Origin of the sequence: Streptococcus sp. F0442 (assembly GCF_000314795.2) — a bacterium.
Classification (GTDB): domain Bacteria; phylum Bacillota; class Bacilli; order Lactobacillales; family Streptococcaceae; genus Streptococcus.
Genome location: NZ_KB373315.1, coordinates 390910 through 409101, shown reverse-complemented (window position 1 = coordinate 409101; position 18192 = coordinate 390910). Strand labels below are relative to the sequence as shown.

The 18192-nt window shown below is 42.0% G+C and carries 14 protein-coding genes, 1 tRNA gene and 1 rRNA gene; 1 reads left to right on the top strand and 15 read right to left on the bottom strand.

Translation table 11 applies throughout. The annotated features are described in order from the left end of the window. Positions 1-60 precede the first annotated feature (60 nt). From HMPREF9186_RS08450 to HMPREF9186_RS08420, 7 genes are all read right to left on the bottom strand, one after another. Positions 61-133: transfer RNA gene (locus tag HMPREF9186_RS08450), tRNA-Ala, on the bottom strand. Between the two features lie 53 nt (positions 134-186). After that, a 16S ribosomal RNA gene (locus tag HMPREF9186_RS08445) occupies positions 187-1735 on the bottom strand. A 252-nt stretch (positions 1736-1987) separates the two neighbouring features. Continuing rightward, entirely contained in the window at positions 1988-2914 is a 927-nt protein-coding gene (locus HMPREF9186_RS08440; protein WP_009732274.1) for an ATP-binding cassette domain-containing protein, read from the bottom strand. A 10-nt stretch (positions 2915-2924) separates the two neighbouring features. Beyond that, positions 2925-3992: an ABC transporter ATP-binding protein gene (locus tag HMPREF9186_RS08435; protein ID WP_009732273.1), complete on the bottom strand. Its 1068-nt coding sequence runs from the start codon at positions 3990-3992 to the stop codon at positions 2925-2927. An 11-nt stretch (positions 3993-4003) separates the two neighbouring features. After that, entirely contained in the window at positions 4004-4930 is a 927-nt protein-coding gene (oppC, locus tag HMPREF9186_RS08430; protein WP_009732272.1) for an oligopeptide ABC transporter permease OppC, read from the bottom strand. Beyond that, positions 4930-6429 (bottom strand): ABC transporter permease, encoded by a 1500-nt coding sequence (locus HMPREF9186_RS08425; RefSeq protein WP_009732271.1) that lies wholly within the window; start codon positions 6427-6429, stop codon positions 4930-4932. The genes oppC and HMPREF9186_RS08425 overlap by 1 nt, the downstream gene beginning before the upstream one ends. Positions 6430-6502: 73 nt before the next feature. Then, positions 6503-8494: a peptide ABC transporter substrate-binding protein gene (locus HMPREF9186_RS08420; RefSeq protein WP_009732270.1), complete on the bottom strand. Its 1992-nt coding sequence runs from the start codon at positions 8492-8494 to the stop codon at positions 6503-6505. Positions 8495-8699: 205 nt separating this feature from the next. Between HMPREF9186_RS08420 and HMPREF9186_RS08415 the strand changes: the two genes are divergently transcribed. Beyond that, positions 8700-9941 carry a serine hydrolase gene (locus tag HMPREF9186_RS08415; RefSeq protein WP_009732269.1) on the top strand — a complete coding sequence of 414 codons (1242 nt, stop codon included), beginning with the start codon at positions 8700-8702 and terminating at the stop codon, positions 9939-9941. Between the two features lie 59 nt (positions 9942-10000). Here HMPREF9186_RS08415 and sufB read toward each other — a convergent pair whose 3' ends face one another. From sufB to HMPREF9186_RS08375, 8 genes are all read right to left on the bottom strand, one after another. Next, on the bottom strand, positions 10001-11413 hold the full coding sequence (sufB, locus tag HMPREF9186_RS08410; RefSeq protein WP_009732268.1) for a Fe-S cluster assembly protein SufB: 1413 nt from the start codon (positions 11411-11413) through the stop codon (positions 10001-10003). Between the two features lie 32 nt (positions 11414-11445). Then, positions 11446-11880: a Fe-S cluster assembly sulfur transfer protein SufU gene (gene sufU / locus HMPREF9186_RS08405; protein WP_009732267.1), complete on the bottom strand. Its 435-nt coding sequence runs from the start codon at positions 11878-11880 to the stop codon at positions 11446-11448. After that, complete coding sequence (locus tag HMPREF9186_RS08400; RefSeq protein WP_009732266.1) at positions 11867-13093, bottom strand: cysteine desulfurase; 1227 nt, start codon at positions 13091-13093, stop codon at positions 11867-11869. The genes sufU and HMPREF9186_RS08400 overlap by 14 nt, the downstream gene beginning before the upstream one ends. Before the next feature lie 9 nt (positions 13094-13102). Beyond that, positions 13103-14365, bottom strand: coding sequence for a Fe-S cluster assembly protein SufD (sufD, locus tag HMPREF9186_RS08395; protein ID WP_009732265.1), 1263 nt, complete (start codon positions 14363-14365; stop codon positions 13103-13105). Between the two features lie 65 nt (positions 14366-14430). Next, positions 14431-15201, bottom strand: coding sequence for a Fe-S cluster assembly ATPase SufC (gene sufC / locus HMPREF9186_RS08390; RefSeq protein ID WP_009732264.1), 771 nt, complete (start codon positions 15199-15201; stop codon positions 14431-14433). 132 nt (positions 15202-15333) lie between these two features. Next, positions 15334-16491, bottom strand: a complete 1158-nt coding sequence (locus HMPREF9186_RS08385; protein WP_037614153.1) for a glycosyltransferase family 4 protein — start codon at positions 16489-16491, stop codon at positions 15334-15336. After that, complete coding sequence (mecA, locus tag HMPREF9186_RS08380; RefSeq protein WP_009732262.1) at positions 16488-17225, bottom strand: adaptor protein MecA; 738 nt, start codon at positions 17223-17225, stop codon at positions 16488-16490. Before mecA ends, HMPREF9186_RS08385 begins: the two co-directional genes overlap by 4 nt. Positions 17226-17350: 125 nt before the next feature. Further along, positions 17351-18187: an undecaprenyl-diphosphate phosphatase gene (locus tag HMPREF9186_RS08375; protein WP_009732261.1), complete on the bottom strand. Its 837-nt coding sequence runs from the start codon at positions 18185-18187 to the stop codon at positions 17351-17353. Positions 18188-18192: the final 5 nt, after the last annotated feature.

Here is an 18192-nt window from a genome sequence, read left to right as displayed (position 1 = left end):
TTACTATTTGATATAGATATTCAATTTTCAATGTTCAAGCTTAACACCCTTAAGTGTTAATGGAGCCTAGCGGGATCGAACCGCTGACCTCCTGCGTGCAAAGCAGGCGCTCTCCCAGCTGAGCTAAGGCCCCACAAGACCTCTCAAAACTAAACAAGACCAACGTACAGGCTTCCATTTCCTTAGAAAGGAGGTGATCCAGCCGCACCTTCCGATACGGCTACCTTGTTACGACTTCACCCCAATCATCTATCCCACCTTAGGCGGCTGGCTCCTAAAAGGTTACCTCACCGACTTCGGGTGTTACAAACTCTCGTGGTGTGACGGGCGGTGTGTACAAGGCCCGGGAACGTATTCACCGCGGCGTGCTGATCCGCGATTACTAGCGATTCCGACTTCATGTAGGCGAGTTGCAGCCTACAATCCGAACTGAGACTGGCTTTAAGAGATTAGCTTGCCGTCACCGACTTGCGACTCGTTGTACCAGCCATTGTAGCACGTGTGTAGCCCAGGTCATAAGGGGCATGATGATTTGACGTCATCCCCACCTTCCTCCGGTTTATTACCGGCAGTCTCGCTAGAGTGCCCAACTCAATGATGGCAACTAACAATAGGGGTTGCGCTCGTTGCGGGACTTAACCCAACATCTCACGACACGAGCTGACGACAACCATGCACCACCTGTCACCTCTGTCCCGAAGGAAAACTCTATCTCTAGAGCGGTCAGAGGGATGTCAAGACCTGGTAAGGTTCTTCGCGTTGCTTCGAATTAAACCACATGCTCCACCGCTTGTGCGGGCCCCCGTCAATTCCTTTGAGTTTCAACCTTGCGGTCGTACTCCCCAGGCGGAGTGCTTAATGCGTTAGCTGCGGCACTGAGTCCCGGAAAGGACCCAACACCTAGCACTCATCGTTTACGGCGTGGACTACCAGGGTATCTAATCCTGTTTGCTCCCCACGCTTTCGAGCCTCAGCGTCAGTTACAGACCAGAGAGCCGCTTTCGCCACCGGTGTTCCTCCATATATCTACGCATTTCACCGCTACACATGGAATTCCACTCTCCCCTTCTGCACTCAAGTTAAACAGTTTCCAAAGCGTACTATGGTTAAGCCACAGCCTTTAACTTCAGACTTATCTAACCGCCTGCGCTCGCTTTACGCCCAATAAATCCGGATAACGCTCGGGACCTACGTATTACCGCGGCTGCTGGCACGTAGTTAGCCGTCCCTTTCTGGTAAGTTACCGTCACAGTGTGAACTTTCCACTCTCACACTCGTTCTTCTCTTACAACAGAGCTTTACGATCCGAAAACCTTCTTCACTCACGCGGCGTTGCTCGGTCAGACTTCCGTCCATTGCCGAAGATTCCCTACTGCTGCCTCCCGTAGGAGTCTGGGCCGTGTCTCAGTCCCAGTGTGGCCGATCACCCTCTCAGGTCGGCTATGTATCGTCGCCTTGGTGAGCCGTTACCTCACCAACTAGCTAATACAACGCAGGTCCATCTGGTAGTGGAGCAATTGCCCCTTTCAAGCAGATATCATGCAATATCTACTGTTATGCGGTATTAGCTATCGTTTCCAATAGTTATCCCCCGCTACCAGGCAGGTTACCTACGCGTTACTCACCCGTTCGCAACTCATCCGCTCGGTGCAAGCACCAAGCTTCAGCGTTCTACTTGCATGTATTAGGCACGCCGCCAGCGTTCATCCTGAGCCAGGATCAAACTCTCATTAAAATAATTGTTTGTCTTAAACTCATTCTGTCACTGACAGATTTATTGTTTTTTATTGTTCAGTTACTATAACTTCCGTTATAGCGCCCTGCACATTGGTTCGTCTTGTTCAGTTTTCAAAGGTCTTTGTCGCTCTCTCGCGACAACTATATCAGTATATCACGACATCTATACCTTGTCAATAACTTTTTTTATTTTTTTTGATTTTTTTGAAAGTTTTTTTTAAAGAAGTAAAAAATAGAGAGGATATCCTCTCTATTTATATTCTTGTCTGTATTTATTTTCTTCAGCTTTGTTAGCCCATACATAATGACCTGGTTTGATTTCAACCATTTGTGGTTTATCTTCAGAATAATCATGTTGTTCAGGATCATAAATTTTTAGAACTTTTTTACGTTCTAAAATCGGATCTGGAATTGGAACAGCTGAAAGTAGTGATTGTGTATATGGATGGATTGGATGATTAAATAACTCTTCCGTCTCCGCTACTTCTACAATTACTCCTTTATAGATAACCGCAATACGATCAGAAATAAACCGCACAACTGATAGATCATGGGCGATAAAGAGGTAAGTCAAACCTAATTCTCTTTGGAATTTTTTCAACAAGTTTAAAACTTGCGCACGAACTGAAACATCTAGGGCTGAGATTGGCTCATCCGCAATGACAAATTCTGGCTCCATGACAAGTGCACGAGCAATACCGATCCGTTGACGTTGTCCGCCTGAGAATTCGTGAGGGTAACGTGTCAAATGTTCTGCAAGAAGCCCAACTTCATGCATGATATTTTTCACTTTTTCCTGTCGTTCTTCTTCACTGTTGAATAAGTGGTGGTTGATCAAACCTTCAGAGATAATATAATCAACTGTTGCACGTTCATTTAAACTGGCAGCAGGGTCTTGGAAGATCATTTGGATCTTACGAATCAACTCTGATTTCTCACTGTGAGAAATTTTCCCGTTGATCTTACGACCATCATAAATGATTTCTCCAGCGCTTGTATCATTTAGACCAATGATAGCACGTCCAATTGTCGTCTTACCACTTCCAGATTCACCTACAAGAGAGAACGTTTCTCCCTTATTAATGAAGAAGTTTGCGTTTTTTACAGCAACGAATTTCTTACTTCCTTCACCGAAGGAAATTTCTAAATCTTTAATTTCAACTAATTTTTCAGTCATTTCCTTCCTCCTATTCTGTAATGTTAGTGAAGCCCATTTTTGAGCCGATTTTTTCGTGAAGGTTTTCGATTACTTCTGGTTTATGAACTGTTGGTGCATCTGGATGGAGCAACCATGTTTTCGCCCAGTGAGTATCTGTAACTTTAAAGGCAGGTGCTTCTTCTTCGAAATCTATCTGCATAGCATAATCAGAACGAAGAGCAAAGGCGTCTCCTTTGATTGGAGCGTACAATGAAGGAGGTGTCCCAGGGATAGAGTAAAGGTCTCCATCTGAGGTTGATAATTGTGGTAAACTTGAAAGCAAACTCCATGTGTATGGATGTTTTGGATCATAGAAAATTTCTTCTACTTTACCAAACTCAACGATTTCGCCAGCATACATAACTGCTACCTTATCTGCAATACTTGCAACCACACCTAAATCATGGGTGATAAAGATAACAGTAAATTGATATTCTTTTTGTAAGGATTTCAATAAATCGATGATTTGTGCTTGAATCGTTACGTCAAGGGCTGTTGTTGGTTCATCACAGATCAAGATATCTGGACGGCAGGCCAAAGCAATCGCAATAACGATCCGCTGACGCATCCCACCCGAATATTGGAAGGGATATTCATCAAAGCGACGTTCTGCGTCTGGAATGCCAACTTTGGCCATATAGTCCAAAGCCATTTCTTTAGCTTCTTTTGCTGTCTTTCCTTGGTGTTTAATAATGACTTCTGTAATTTGAGATCCAATTGTATTGATGGGATCCAAACTTGTCATTGGATCCTGGAAAATCGTTGCAATTTTAGAACCACGAATATTCTCCCAATCTTTATTGGACTTCAGATCAGTCAATTCTTGACCGCGGTATTTAATCGTACCTTGGGCCACACGACCATTATCTTCAAGCATACCTGTAAAGGTTTTGGTCAAAACTGATTTTCCTGAGCCTGACTCACCAACTAAAGCAAGCACTTCGCCTTCAACTAGCTCAAGTGATACGCCGCGAATGGCTGTGAGCACGCGATCGCGCACGTCAAATTCCACTACGATATCTTGAGCAGATAAAATAATATTGTTATTTGATGTCATATCTACTCCTCCTATCTATGTGTACGTGGGTCACTGGCATCGGCCAAGTTTTGTCCGACGATAAAGAATGACAAGGAGACTAAAATCAAAACAGTTAATGGAATCCAGAATAGGTAGGCATTTGTTGTTACGTTTTGAGAATAGTCAGAGATTAAACGTCCCAAACTTGGAACTGTAATTGGAAGACCTAGACCAAAGAAGGAAAGGAAGGCTTCATATGAAATAAAGCTTGGGAGCAACTGTGATGTTTGAGTCACGATAACTGATACCAATTGTGGCAAAATGTTTTTCGTTACAATTTTTAAAGTTGGTGTCCCCAAAGTCCGACTGGCCAGGTTGTACTCCAAATCACGGTAACGCATGATTTGGACACGAATGGTATAGGCAATTCCAATCCATCCTGTTAAGGACATGGCAAGAATCAAGTTCCAGAAACCAGATCCCATTGAGTAAGTCAATACGATAACGATCAACATGAACGGAATGTTTGAAATAACATTATACACTTCCATCATGATCCGGTCGATAGATTTTGAGATTCCCCAAATTCCACCAACGATAACTCCGACCACAACGTTAATAACAGTGGCGATGAAGGAAATGATAATCGAATTCCGAGCACCAAACCAAACCCCATCAAAAAGGGATTTCCCGTTGTTATCTGTACCGAAGAAGGCTTTGGCACTAGGAGGATTCAAACGGGCGCTAAAGTCATTTACTTTACTAACATCGTTGTAATCAAAATTTGAAAACATGGGATAGACAAAACTCATCAGTAGAATCCCAACCAAAATAGCAAGCATAATGATGGTTGTTCTTTTCTTCAAGAATTGTCTGAACACTGATCTCCAGTATGAGTATGCTGGGGCATCGATTACTTCAGAGGCAAAGTCATCACGTTTTACAAACTGAAATTTATTTTTATCGATTGTAGCCATTATTTGCCTCCTTTCGTATTCGTTAATTTAATCCGTGGGTCAAGTACTGTCATCAAGATATCACCCAACATGGCAGCAAAAATACCAAGTGATGTGAAGATAAAGACAAGTCCAATGACCATGGTGTTGTTTGATGCTTTAATAGAGTCAATCAACATCTTACCCATACCTGGGAAGGCGAAGACTGTTTCTGTAAGAGTCGCACCTGAGATAACTCCAATAATAGCACCTGGAATACCAGACACCAATGGGACCATTGCATTTTTGAAGATGTGTTTTCTTGAGATCTCACGTTCTGACAATCCTTTTGAACGAGCAAAACGGACGAAATCTTGCGAGTGGATGTCGATCATGTACCGACGGATCCAAACGGCAATAAATGGTGCACTCAACAATCCAAGAATCAGTGATGGTAAGACGTATGAGCGCCAATCTTGTGCTCCAAGAACTGGGAATGAATCTGGAAGCCCAAATAGAGAACCTACCAAACGTACAATATAAACCAAGGCAATGGTTGGAAGTGACATCATGAAAGTCAAGACAGCAGTTGAGATGCTATCAAACCATGAGTTCTTGAACAGAGCCATGTAAGATCCTAATGGGATCGCAATCAAATAGGCAATGGCAATCCCAATCAAACCAATGATAGCAGAACTTGCAATCATTGAAGGATTTTCATAGTTGCTCAAGGTTGCTGTATAGGCATCTCCTTTACCAAAACGACTAATATCTTGTGAGTCTGCTTTGCTTGGAGATTTGTAGGTACGTGAGTAGATATCGATGGAAGATGTCTTTTTACCTGTAGGGAAGTTCACTTCACTCTTCTTAGTCGTTCCTTGTCCTTGTGTGATTACTTGAAGAACGGGAGTATTTGAATAAGTTGGATATGAATTTCCAAGGTTTAAAGTCACAAAGTTTTGATGTACAAATGGGAATTGTCCATTAAAGTACAAGAGGTATTTGTGTTTCGTACCAGAACCTACAACTGACCAACCAATAGATGGATCATTTTCAATACGGATATAGCGTTTGAGATTTGGATTTGAGGCATCTTTCACCCAACCTGGATGATCAAACTGAATCAAATTTGCATAGAAGCTAACAACACGTTCAAAAACTGGGATTTCTCGAACTGCATAGAAAGATTTGCTTTCCGGGAATCGTTTCAACTGCCAACCATGACCTAATTTGTCGATGTATTTCTTATAGATCTTTTCGTTAGCAGACGTTGCATCAACTGTTACAGATGAATCTTCTTCACTTGCTTTTTGTTGCAAGCTTTTTGAATCCATGTATTCCAAATAACCCATGCGATCATAGACCGTGTTTTCGTAGTTGATCTTCGAATCTTTCGTCTTCGCTACTTTATTATAGTTGGGGTCATTTTTAAAAATGAGATTTCTCGGTGTTAGCGTATAGATAATCGTGTAAGTTAATGTCGTGACTAGAAAAATTGACACTAACGAACGTAAAATACGCATAAAAACATATTTTTTCATATTTCATTCCTTTAATGTTCAAAAGAACTTTCTCCCCTAGAAGAGAAAGTTCTGATGAAAAGCAATAATTTAATTATTTAACGTGTTTTTCAAGGTCTTGTTGAGCTTTTTTGTTTGACTCAGCTTTTTCTTTTTGCCATTTCTTAAGAGCTTCATCATATTGTTTCTTAGTTACTGGCTCATCTTGAACTTCAACGTATTTGAAGTATGTTGAACCTTTGTTACCTGTTTGTGATGATGGTTCAGAGAATGGAACCACCTTAGAAACGACTGTTGCAGCACCTGTACTTGACATCGTTGGAATAACAATTGCACTATCGGTCAACCAAGCTTGAGCTGCTGCGTATTTTTCGTAACGTTTCACAACATCTTGTGTTTCATTACTTGCGTCATCAAGAAGCTTGGCGAACTCATCTAAACCTACTGCTTTCGCTGAAGGGTTATCTACACCACCTGCAAAACCAAGGTAAACTTTTGTTTGGTCCTCAGAAGCTGGTTGAAGAGTATCAAGATAAGTTGATGGATCATCATAGTCTGGATTCCATCCTACCATTCCTTGAAGATCCCAGTCTGCATCTGCAGCTGATGGTACGTTCAAAGTGATATTCAACACTTCATCTGAGTCCATCATTTGAAGATCTAGAACGACATTGTCTTTCCCAAGAGTTTCTTCGACTGTTTGTTTCAAAGATTGCATACGAGCCACAAAACCTGTAGAGTTTTGAGCTACTGGTACGTCAATATGAATTGGGAATTGAACGCCATCTTTTTGAAGCTCTGCTTTCGCTTTTTCAAGTTGTGCTTTGGCTTTATCCTTGTTGTAAAGACCATCTTGACCATCAGCAAGGTTAACACCCTTCCATTGATCACCATAAGTGCTCAATTTATCTGCAACCACATCCCCAAAGTCTTTACCATTTACTTGTACGAAAGCTGGAGCTGTATAGGTGTTACGGATAGCTGGTTTTGCAAACTGTTTGCTATTTAATTGTGCTGAGTAGCTTTCACGGTTCAAGGCAAAAGTGATGGCTTGACGGAAATCTTTGTTCAAAATTGCTTTCTTAGTAGCAGTTTTTTCAGCATCTGATTTCTTAGCTGTGTGGTTATAAGATTGGCGATCCAAATTAAATCCGAGCACTGCTACACCTGATCCAGCTGGTGTGGTAAAGATATCGTCTTTATATTTTTTCTCTACTGTTGCAAAGTTAGAGCTTGCAGGGAAAAGACGAGCTTTTGTATACGCACCATCAGAGAATCCACGCGCCAATGAATCTTGGTCTGATCCGTCGTAATAAGTCAATTTCACTTCTTTAAGGTGAACGTTTTTCTTATCCCAGTAGTTGTCATTTTTTTCAAATACAACAGATGATTTTGAAGTAATGGATTTCAAAAGGAATGGTCCATTTGAAAGGATTGATTTGACATCGTTTGGTTGGCCAAAATCTTCACCCTTGCTCTTCAAGAATTCTGTGCTAATTGGGAACAAGATTCCGTTAGTCGTCTTAGAGTTCCAGAAAGTTTCCGGTTTGTTCAATGTGTACTCAAGTGTGTAATCATCAACCGCTTTAACACCTACTTGGCTAAAGTCTGTGATTTTCCCTTGGACATAATCATCTAACCCTTTGACAGAGCCTTGAACGAGTGGAAGAGATTCTGATTTCTTATCAGCTGCGTGTTTCAAACCAGTCACGAAGTCTTTAGCTGTCACTTCACCATGTTCTTCACCATCTGCATCGTACCATTTAACACCCTTACGAATCTTGTAGGTATAGGTCAAACCATCTTTTGATACTGACCAGTCTTCCGCTAGTGAAGGCACAAGATTTCCATACTTGTCATTTTCCAGCAAACCGTCTACCACATTTGTAGTGATGTCATGTGTAGCAGCTTTAGAGGATACCGTATAGTCCAAAGTTGTTGGATCTGACGTGTAGACATAGCCATAGTTCTTGTCTTCGTTTGAAGCAGAACCTGATTTGCTTGTATTTGATCCTGAACATGCAGCCAACAATCCTGCTGCAAGGAGAGTTACTCCGGCAACTGCGAATACTTTACCTTTTTTCATAGGAATTCTCCAATAGTTTTTTTAGATTTGTTTAAGATTATATCACAAGTAGAAAAAAAAGTAAACTAAATTTTCTGAATATTCGCCCGTTCGTTGCTTGTAAACCTTGATAGAAGTGGTTTCTCAGATTGAAGGATGATTTTTCAATTTTCCATTCTGATTTTCTATGATACAATAGAGAAGACTAAGTAATGAGGAAATAACTGTGAAAAAATTCTTTCTTTCTTTTTTAACCTGCATCATCCTTTTATGCAGTTTTCCAACTCAAATGATTCTTGCAGACGAGCTGGATCTTCCTGCTAAAAGTGCCATCGCCGTCGAAGCAGATACTGGTAAAATTTTGTACGAAAAAGACTCAGAGAAAAAACGCGATGTGGGTGGTTTGTCTACCCTTCTGACTACTTATCTGATCTTTGAAGCGATTCATGATAAGAAGCTTTCATTAAAAGACTCCGTCAAATTATCTGAAGAAGCCTTGGCCTTAAATGATATCGAAGGTGCCGGCACGATTCCCATGGAGTCGAATCAATATACTGTCGATCAGCTACTGACGGCTTTGCTAGTTGGAAATTCTAGTACTGCTGCCTTAGCCTTAGCTGAGAAGATCGGTGGCTCCGAAAAAGGCTTCGTTGAAAAGATGAAGCAAAAATTGTCTACTTGGGGCATTCGATCTCCTCACTTGATCAACGCAACAGGCTTAAATACACAAACCATCAGCGGTAATCCTGAAGGGAAAGCGGATGAAAATCAATTGAGCGCTTATGACATTGCTGTCATTGCTAAGCACTTGCTACAAGATTTTCCTGAAGTGACACAATATACATCTAAACCAACTGCTCTGTTCTCACAAACACAGATTGAAAACCCCAACCTGATGCTAGAGGGGATGCCGAATTACCGTAGTGGAGTCGATGGCCTTCGCGTTAGCAACTCTACCAAGGGTGGGATTACCTTTGCCGCATCCACCACGCAAAATGGAATCCACATGATAACGGTTGTCCTGGGAGTTGAAGCTGTTGACGGTGATCCTTATGCGCGCTTTGTGACGACTTCTTCTCTGATGAACTATGTGGTACGGACTTTCTACTCTTCAATTGTTGTAAAGAAAGGCGATCCCTACGGAAACAGTAAGGTTTCCATTATGGACGGGAAGGCCCAATCCGTTTCAGCCGTCGCCAAAAAAGACTTCTATGTCGTTGAGAAGCAAGGCAATCAAACAGAAGCGAAGATCCGTTTCAAAAGCAATCAGAGCCAATTCAAGGCCCCTGTGAAGTCTGGTACTGATGTAGGACTTCTCCAATACTCCGATCCAGAAAAAATCGGTCGTGGCTATTTGGAAGACCAGGAACCAACGGTTGAAATGGTTGCTGAAAAAAACGTTGAGAAAAGCTTTTTCCTGAAGGTTTGGTGGAATAAATTCGTCCGCTATGTCAATGAAAAATTATAAGAAAAAATCACAATGGATCAAAATCCATTGTGATTTTTTTATCACCCTATTAAACTAAATTAGCCTACTGATCCTTCCATTTCGTAGCTGATCAAGCGGTTGAGCTCAACAGCATACTCCATTGGAAGTTCTTTAGTGAAGGGCTCCACAAATCCCATGACAATCATTTCTGTCGCTTCTGTTTCAGTTAGACCACGACTCATCAAGTAATACAATTGTTCCTCTGAGATTTTTGAGACCTTAGCTTCGTGTTCCAGTGCGACTTGAGAATTATGGATCTCATTAAAAGGGATCGTATCTGATGCTGAAATATCATCCATAATGATGGTATCACACTCAATATGAGAGACAGATTTCTTCGAATTCTTATTAAAGGTAACTTGTCCACGATAGTCTACCTTTCCACCACCTTTAGCGATGGATTTTGAAACGATAGACGAGCTTGTATGAGGGGCATTGTGAATCATCTTTGCCCCTGTATCCTGGTGTTGCCCAGCATTGGCAAACGCAATGGACAACATCGTACCACGTGCACCTTCCCCATCCAGGTAAACAGATGGGTATTTCATGGTTGTCTTGGCACCTAGGTTCCCATCAATCCACTCCACTGTCGCATCTTTCGTCGCTTTGGCCCGTTTGGTTACCAAGTTGTAAACATTGTCTGACCAGTTTTGAATAGTCGTGTAACGCATGTAGGCACCATCCAAAGCAAAGATCTCAACAATGGCCGCGTGTAAGCTGTTACTTGAATAAGTTGGCGCTGTACATCCTTCTACGTAGTGGACACTCGCCCCCTCATCAACGATAATCAGGGTTCGTTCAAACTGACCTGTATTTTCATTGTTGATACGGAAGTAAGTTTGAAGCGGTACATCTACTTTTACACCTTTGGGTACATAGATGAAGGTTCCGCCAGACCACACAGCAGAGTTCAGGGCAGCCAACTTATTATCCGTTGGAGGTACCAACTTAGCAAAATACTGTTTGAAAAGATCTGGGTACTCTTTCAGGGCAGAATCCGTATCGGTAAAGATAATCCCCAACTTCTCAAATTCTTCTTTCATATTGTGGTAAACCACTTCTGATTCATACTGGGCAGAAGCTCCTGCTAGGTAAGCACGTTCCGCTTCAGGAATCCCAATTCTCTCAAAGGTTTCCTTGATTTTCTCTGGAACTTCATCCCAAGAACGGGCCGGTTTATCTGAAGGTTTTTGATAATAGATCAAATCATCAAAGTCAATATCTGATAGATCCGCACCCCAGGTTTGCATGGGCATCTTTTTGAAGGTTTCAAAAGATTTCAAGCGAAATTCCAGCATCCATTCTGGTTCATTTTTTGCTGCAGATAATTCACGAATTACTGCTTCGTTCAAGCCTTTTCCTGTAGAGAGAATAGGTTGAACGTCATCGTGAAATCCAAACTTATATTCACCGAGATCAATTGGTTTCGGTTCGACTCTTTCTTCAGCCATAATTTCCTTTCTTTCTCTGTTTCTTCTTTTAATTAATTGCTACGTTCGATCGCTTTTTTAAGGGCATTCCAGGAGAGGGTCGCGCATTTTATGCGTTGCGGGAATTTTGAAACTCCAGACAAGAAGGCTGCGTCTCCCAATTCCTCTTGCCGAGGATCCGATTGGCCTTGGACCATTTCTGAAAAGACCTGTGCCAATTCTTCCACTTCCTCTTTCGTTTTTCCTATTACAGCATCCGTCATCATACTAGCTGAAGCTGTTGAAATGGTACAGCCTGAATTGACAAAGGCAATATCTTCGATCTTGTCATTTTCATCAAATTTCACACTCAACTGGATCACGTCTCCACAAGTTGGATTGTTGAGTTGGATCTGATCAACATCTTCAATCTGCCCTTGGTGGTGGGGGTGCTTTGAGTGGTCGGCTACGACCGCCATGTAAAGTGAATCTAATTTAGAAAGTGCCATTGAAAAACTCCTTTGCTTTGATCAATGCCTCAATCAATTTATCACAGTCAGCCTTGGTGTTGTAGATGTAGAAACTCGCTCTTGTAGTTGCCGGGATCTGCAGGTATTGAAGGAGAGGCTGGGCACAGTGATGACCTGCACGAACAGCAATTCCTTCATAATCTAAGGCTGTCGCCAAATCATGCGGATGGAGATCCCCTAAATTAAAGGAAATCACACCGGAACGTTGGGCCAAGTCTTGGGAACCATAAATGACCAAACCTTCGATGGCCTGTAATTTTGGAAACACATAGGCAATTAATTCTTGCTCATGCGCTTCGATCTGATCCATTCCCAACTCTTCCAGGTAGTCGATCGCTGCTCCAAGTCCAATTGCTCCAGCCATATTGGGCGTTCCAGCTTCAAATTTCCAAGGCAATTCCTTCCATGAAGCAGATTGCTCATAGACAAAGTCAATCATCTCGCCTCCAAATTCCACTGGAGACATTTGATGCAAGAGTTCTTCTTTCCCGTAAAGGACACCAATCCCTGTCGGCCCAGCCATCTTATGACCAGAAAAAGCAAAGAAATCTGCGTCTAAATCCTGCACATCAATGGCCATATGAGGAGTTGATTGAGCCCCGTCAACAACCATGATAGCTCCGACTTCATGAGCCAATCGGGCAATTTCCTTGATCGGATTGACCACACCTAGAACGTTAGAAGCATGGGTGATGGAGACAAATTTCGTCTTCTCACTGAGTTTGCTTTTTAAGTCCTGCATGTCCAGTAAGCCATCTTTTAGATAGACATAGACCAGTTTTGCTCCTGTCTTTTTACAGGCTTGCTGCCAAGGAATGATGTTGGAGTGATGTTCCATGATGGAAATCAGAACTTCGTCTCCTTCCCTCAAGACTTCTTCCGCATAGCGAGCTACCCAGTTAAGTCCCGTCGTCGTTCCTCTTGTAAAAAGGATTTCCTTGGTTGATGGAGCATTGATGAACTTTCTGATTTTTTCACGCGCTGCCTCATAGGCTGCTGTCGCTCGCTCAGCCAAGGTATGAACGCCGCGATGGACATTGGCATTATCTTGCAAATAATAGTGGTTGACTGCTTCCAGAACACGTTTAGGTTTTTGTGTTGTTGCTGCATTGTCTAGATAAACCAAGGGTTCGTCATGGACGAATTGGTCGAGAATTGGAAAATCTTGAGCAATCGTATTTCTATCTAGCATCCTTTCTCCTTAGCGTTGAGATAACTTTTCTTCGATGGTGGCAATCATTTCATCGCGTACTTCTTTGACTGGAATTTCAACAATGACAGAGCCTAAGAAACCACGTACCACCAAACGTTCTGCTGTGTGTTGATCCAGACCACGACTCATGAGGTAATACATATCTTCTGGGTCCACTTGACCGATCGATGCTGCGTGGCCTGCTGTGACGTCATTTTCTTCAATCAAAAGGATTGGATTGGCATCTGAACGAGCTTGGTCAGAAAGCATCAAGACACGACTTTCTTGCTGGGCATCTGCCCCCTTTGCTCCCTTAATAATGTGACCAATTCCATTGAAGGTCAAGGTTCCTTTTTCAAGAATAACCCCATGTTGCAAGATATTTCCGATCGAGTTGCAACCAAAGTTGGTCACGCGCGTATCAATTCCTTGGACTTGACGACCGCTTGATAAGGCAACGACCTTCAAATCCGCATGACTTCCGTTTCCAATCAAGTCACTGTCAAAGTCTGCAACTACATTGCCTTCATTCATGACACCGATGGCCCAATCAATGCTGGCATTCTGGCCTAGTTTTCCTCGGCGGCTGATATAGGCTGTAACGTTTTCTCCAAGGCGATCAATCGCCGCAAATTTTACTTGGGCACCTGAGCGGGCAATCACCTCAACCGTCACATTAGCAGTTGCTTTTTCTGAGCCATTACCTTTTGATTCCAAACGCTCCAAATAGCTGAACTTGCTATTTTTACCGGCAATAATCAAAATGTGTTTGTTAAAAGGCACATCACTATCACTATCTTGGTAGAAAATGCCTTCGATTGCTTCCTCAATTTCAACATTATCCGGGATATAAAGGACAGCCCCACTGTTAAAGTAAGCCGTATGATAGGCTGCTAGCTTGTCATCATCGTATTTAACAGAAGACATAAAGTAGTCTTCCACTAGCTGCGGAATTTCTTCTAAAGCAGAATGGAAATCCGTAAAGAGGACGCCTTGGTCCGCTAGGGACTGTGGGATCTGTTCAAAAACGGTCTGGGTTCCAAATTGAACCAATTTTACATTCGAATCAAGGGCCGTAAAATCAGGTATATTTGCAGAAGTTTCACTTTCCGTGATTGTTCCATCCCCAAGATTCCAACGGTGGAATTTGACCCGTTCAATGGTTGGTAACTCCAACTGATCGATCTTGTCAAAAGCTTTTTTTCGTAAATCTTGCAACCAGCTTGGCTCAGCATGCAGTTCCGAAAAGAGGGTAATATTTTCAATACTCATTTTTTTCTCCTAATAAAGATACTATCTGTTTGATTTTCTGACAAATAAGACTACTTGTCCTCAAGTTATAGTTCTTCTTTATAGTCGTAACCGAGTTCTTCTGCAAGTTGGGCGTATCCTTCTCGTTCCAAGCGAGCAGCCAATTCTGGTCCACCTGAAAGTACAACCCGACCATCCATCATCACATGGACTACGTCAGGAGTAATGTAGTTCAACAAACGTTGGTAGTGGGTGATGATCATAGCTCCGAAACCTTCACCACGCATAGCATTGACACCTTTAGATACGACTTTAAGAGCATCGATATCTAAACCAGAGTCGATTTCGTCCAAAAGCGCAAAAGTTGGCTCCAACATCAATAATTGAAGAATTTCATTGCGTTTTTTCTCACCACCTGAGAATCCTTCATTCAAATAACGTTCTGCCATTTCTTCCTTCATGTTGAGCAATTCCATCTTTTCATCTAATTTTTTAATGAAATCACGAACCGAAATTTTTTCATCCTCTTCTTTACCAGCATTCATGGCTGCGCGTAAAAATTCTGCATTGGTAATTCCTGGGATTTCAGAAGGGTATTGCATAGCAAGGAACAAGCCCATCCGCGCACGTTCATCTACTTCCAATTCCAAGATGTTGACACCGTCAAATAGAACCTCACCTTTGGTTACTTCATAATTTGGATTTCCCATAATCGCTGCTGAGAGAGTCGATTTCCCTGTACCATTTGGTCCCATAATCGCTGCGATCTCACCAGTTTTTAGGGTAAGATTTACACCTTTTAAAATTTCTTTGCCTTCAATTTCAACGTGAAGGTCTTTAATTTCTAATGTCGACATTGCATTCCCTTTCTTTTACCTTGACCGATCAAAGACCTCAAAATCAAGGCACCTTGATCACAAAGTATTTTTTTACCTTTTAAGTATATCAAAAAAAAGCCTAATTGGCTTTTCTTTTGATTAGAACAATTCTTATTTAGTTTGTTCTTTCCGTTTTTGACGGACTTCCTCACGGTAGGAGGAATTTCCAATATAACGAAGGACATTTAATAACGGACTATGACTAGGTCCTAGAACCCCGATTAATTCCGCTAACAGCTCCACTCCAAACAAGAGCCCAATTACAAGCAAGACTCCCCCGATACGAGTAGAAATATTAAGCAGTAAAGAGATCATCGAAAAAATCATCGAGATTCCATAGATTACCAATACGGTTCCTCGATGGGTTAACCCCAAGGAGAGCAGACGATGATGCAAATGATTACGATCCGGTTTGTAAAATTTTTGACCAGACAGCGTCCGCCGGATAATCGCCAAAAAGGTATCTGTAATCGGAACTCCAAGGATAATCATAGGGGTGACTACAGCAACAGCTGTCGCATTTTTCAAACCTTGCAAGGATAAAACAGAAATCATAAATCCAATAAACAAAGCACCTGTATCACCCAAATAGAGAATAGCTGGATGGTAATTAAAAGGAAAGAAGCCAGCGATGGCTGCAACCAAGACAAAGATGGTCATGGTCAAAAAGAGATTGGGAACTGGTAGAAAGAAATAGGAAACAATCCCCATAGTTACAAGAGAAATAATGGAGACCCCGCTCACCAAACCATCTAATCCATCAATTAGATTGACCGCATTGGTAATGGAGACAATCCAAATCACCGTCAAAAGATAAGACAACCATGGTTCAAAATGAAGCAAGGGACCGCCGAATGGAATTTTAAAATCATCCAGCCGAAAGTCTGTGTAGAACCAGACCAAACTGGCTGCAAGAAGAATGCCGATCATCTTTTTCTTAGCAGATAATTCTTTTACATCATCGATCAAGCCCGTGAGAGCAATCAGCCATCCTGCTCCTACAACCGGTAGGGTGTAAGAGAGGTAACTTTTGATTGGTGCGGTAGTGGAGGTCAGCATAGGAATAAAGACTAAGGTTGCAATCGTAAAAGAGATCACAATAGACAGTCCACCAGCACTTGGCATGGGCTTGGTATTGATACGACGAGCATTGGGATAATCCACTGCATCGATCTTAAAGGAGAACAAGCGAACCAGAGGCGTCAAAACCAAGGCAATCATGAAGGTTCCAATCAACACCAGAACAAATTGCAATGAAAAAGACATCATAAGCTAGCAACTTTCTTCAAATTTTCAATCGCACCTGATACCATCAGCAAATGCCCATGTTCCTGCAGAACTGCTCGTGTCACATCTGAATCATCAGCATATTCACGAATGATGGCAAGTAACCAGGTTGGATATTGGTTTGGTTGATCCTCTGTGTCGATTAAGATGGTCAAATAATATTCAGACCCCATTTTGTATAATTCAGAGGTATCTACCGGATAGGTTACTGTTTTCGAAAAGGCCACCACTTGCTGGAGACTTGTAAAGCGCAAAATATAATAGATATACTGAGTCACAGGTGGTTCAACTACTTCTGACGGTTCTTGATCCTCACGCAACTCTTCTTGCTCCAAATGGTGGATGGCTTCCGCATCCCCTTTTGTCTTTTCAGAAATGGTTTTTTCCAAAGTCTTGATAAACTCATCTGGCGTCATGCGCGATAATTCTTCCATATCGGGAAGATCGGACAAATCCTCAAAATCCAATTGTTGGTCAATTTTTGATTTGGTAACAAAAACATCTAATTTGTCTGGTTTTGGTGTCACACGAAAACTAAGCATCCCGCTATCCAGGAAACTTTCCGGCATTTCAAGCTCATCCAAAATGGCATAGAAAAATTCTTCTGTTTTTTCCTGTGGAACAAGGAAATCAGCAATTTCCATTCCACGTTCTTCTAAGTCTTCTAGTTGGATCGTGATTTTAATTGTCGAATCACTAATTTGCTTCATCTTCATAGTATAACCTCATACTTCTAGTCCTACTATTATACTAAAAAATTGGATAGAATTCAAAAAAAGGATGCAGAGAAAAGAGGCCGGGACAAAAGTCACCGACCTCAGAAATGACATCCATGGTGTTCTTAGAAAATGATACGGAACAATCCATACAATAGCAAGATGGAACCAAGCACGATCCGGTATTTCCCAAAGACGGTAAAGTCATGTTTTTTCACATAATCTGTCAAGAAGCGGATAGCATACATGCTGACCACAAAAGCTACTCCCATAGCAACCAGTAGAATAAAGAGTTGCCCCAGAGCCAGTGAATGGCCTCCAAGCACAAATTTTGCAACTTTTAAGAGGCTGGCGCCAAACATAGCTGGAATTCCCAGATAAAAGGTGAATTCTGTCACGACCGGACGGCTAACACCATTGATCAAACCTCCCACAATCGTAGCACCTGAACGGCTCGTACCTGGAAAAAGCGATAGGACTTGGAAAAGTCCGATATACAAGGCTGTTCGATAAGGCAACTTATGCAGCTCTGTTACTTCTGGCTTGATTTGTTCCCGTCTTTCCAAATAGATGAAGGCAACCCCGTAGGTAATCAACATAATCGCAACAGAAATGGAGTTGTGAAAATGTGCCTCAAACCAATCATCGAGTTTGAAAACAAAGACAAGCGGGAGAGTTGCAACTGCAACTTTTGCCCATAACTGCCAGGTCCGACGCACTTCTACTGCTGATTTCCCTGGTTTAAACGGATATAATTTATCAAAATAAATCACCACAACCGCAAGGATGGCTCCCAATTGGATGACAACATTGAACATCTCCATGAAGGCCGGATCTTGATTTTTAAATTGAACAAAATCCTGCAACAAAATCAAGTGACCTGTACTTGAGATCGGCAACCACTCTGTAATCCCCTCGACAATTCCAAAAAGAATCGCCTTGATTAATTCGAACAGAAACATCTTTT

What these genes read in the sequence shown, in the direction of transcription:
- HMPREF9186_RS08375 (WP_009732261.1), bottom strand. Translation starts at nt 18,187, where the DNA reads ATGTTTCTGTTCGAATTAATCAAGGCGATTCTTTTTGGAATTGTCGAG.
- HMPREF9186_RS08425 (WP_009732271.1), bottom strand. Translation starts at nt 6,429, where the DNA reads ATGAAAAAATATGTTTTTATGCGTATTTTACGTTCGTTAGTGTCAATT.
- HMPREF9186_RS08420 (WP_009732270.1), bottom strand. Translation starts at nt 8,494, where the DNA reads ATGAAAAAAGGTAAAGTATTCGCAGTTGCCGGAGTAACTCTCCTTGCA.
- mecA (WP_009732262.1), bottom strand. Translation starts at nt 17,225, where the DNA reads ATGAAGATGAAGCAAATTAGTGATTCGACAATTAAAATCACGATCCAA.
- oppC (WP_009732272.1), bottom strand. Translation starts at nt 4,930, where the DNA reads ATGGCTACAATCGATAAAAATAAATTTCAGTTTGTAAAACGTGATGAC.
- HMPREF9186_RS08440 (WP_009732274.1), bottom strand. Translation starts at nt 2,914, where the DNA reads ATGACTGAAAAATTAGTTGAAATTAAAGATTTAGAAATTTCCTTCGGT.
- HMPREF9186_RS08435 (WP_009732273.1), bottom strand. Translation starts at nt 3,992, where the DNA reads ATGACATCAAATAACAATATTATTTTATCTGCTCAAGATATCGTAGTG.
- sufU (WP_009732267.1), bottom strand. Translation starts at nt 11,880, where the DNA reads ATGGCACTTTCTAAATTAGATTCACTTTACATGGCGGTCGTAGCCGAC.
- HMPREF9186_RS08400 (WP_009732266.1), bottom strand. Translation starts at nt 13,093, where the DNA reads ATGCTAGATAGAAATACGATTGCTCAAGATTTTCCAATTCTCGACCAA.
- sufB (WP_009732268.1), bottom strand. Translation starts at nt 11,413, where the DNA reads ATGGCTGAAGAAAGAGTCGAACCGAAACCAATTGATCTCGGTGAATAT.
- sufC (WP_009732264.1), bottom strand. Translation starts at nt 15,201, where the DNA reads ATGTCGACATTAGAAATTAAAGACCTTCACGTTGAAATTGAAGGCAAA.
- sufD (WP_009732265.1), bottom strand. Translation starts at nt 14,365, where the DNA reads ATGAGTATTGAAAATATTACCCTCTTTTCGGAACTGCATGCTGAGCCA.
- HMPREF9186_RS08385 (WP_037614153.1), bottom strand. Translation starts at nt 16,491, where the DNA reads ATGATGTCTTTTTCATTGCAATTTGTTCTGGTGTTGATTGGAACCTTC.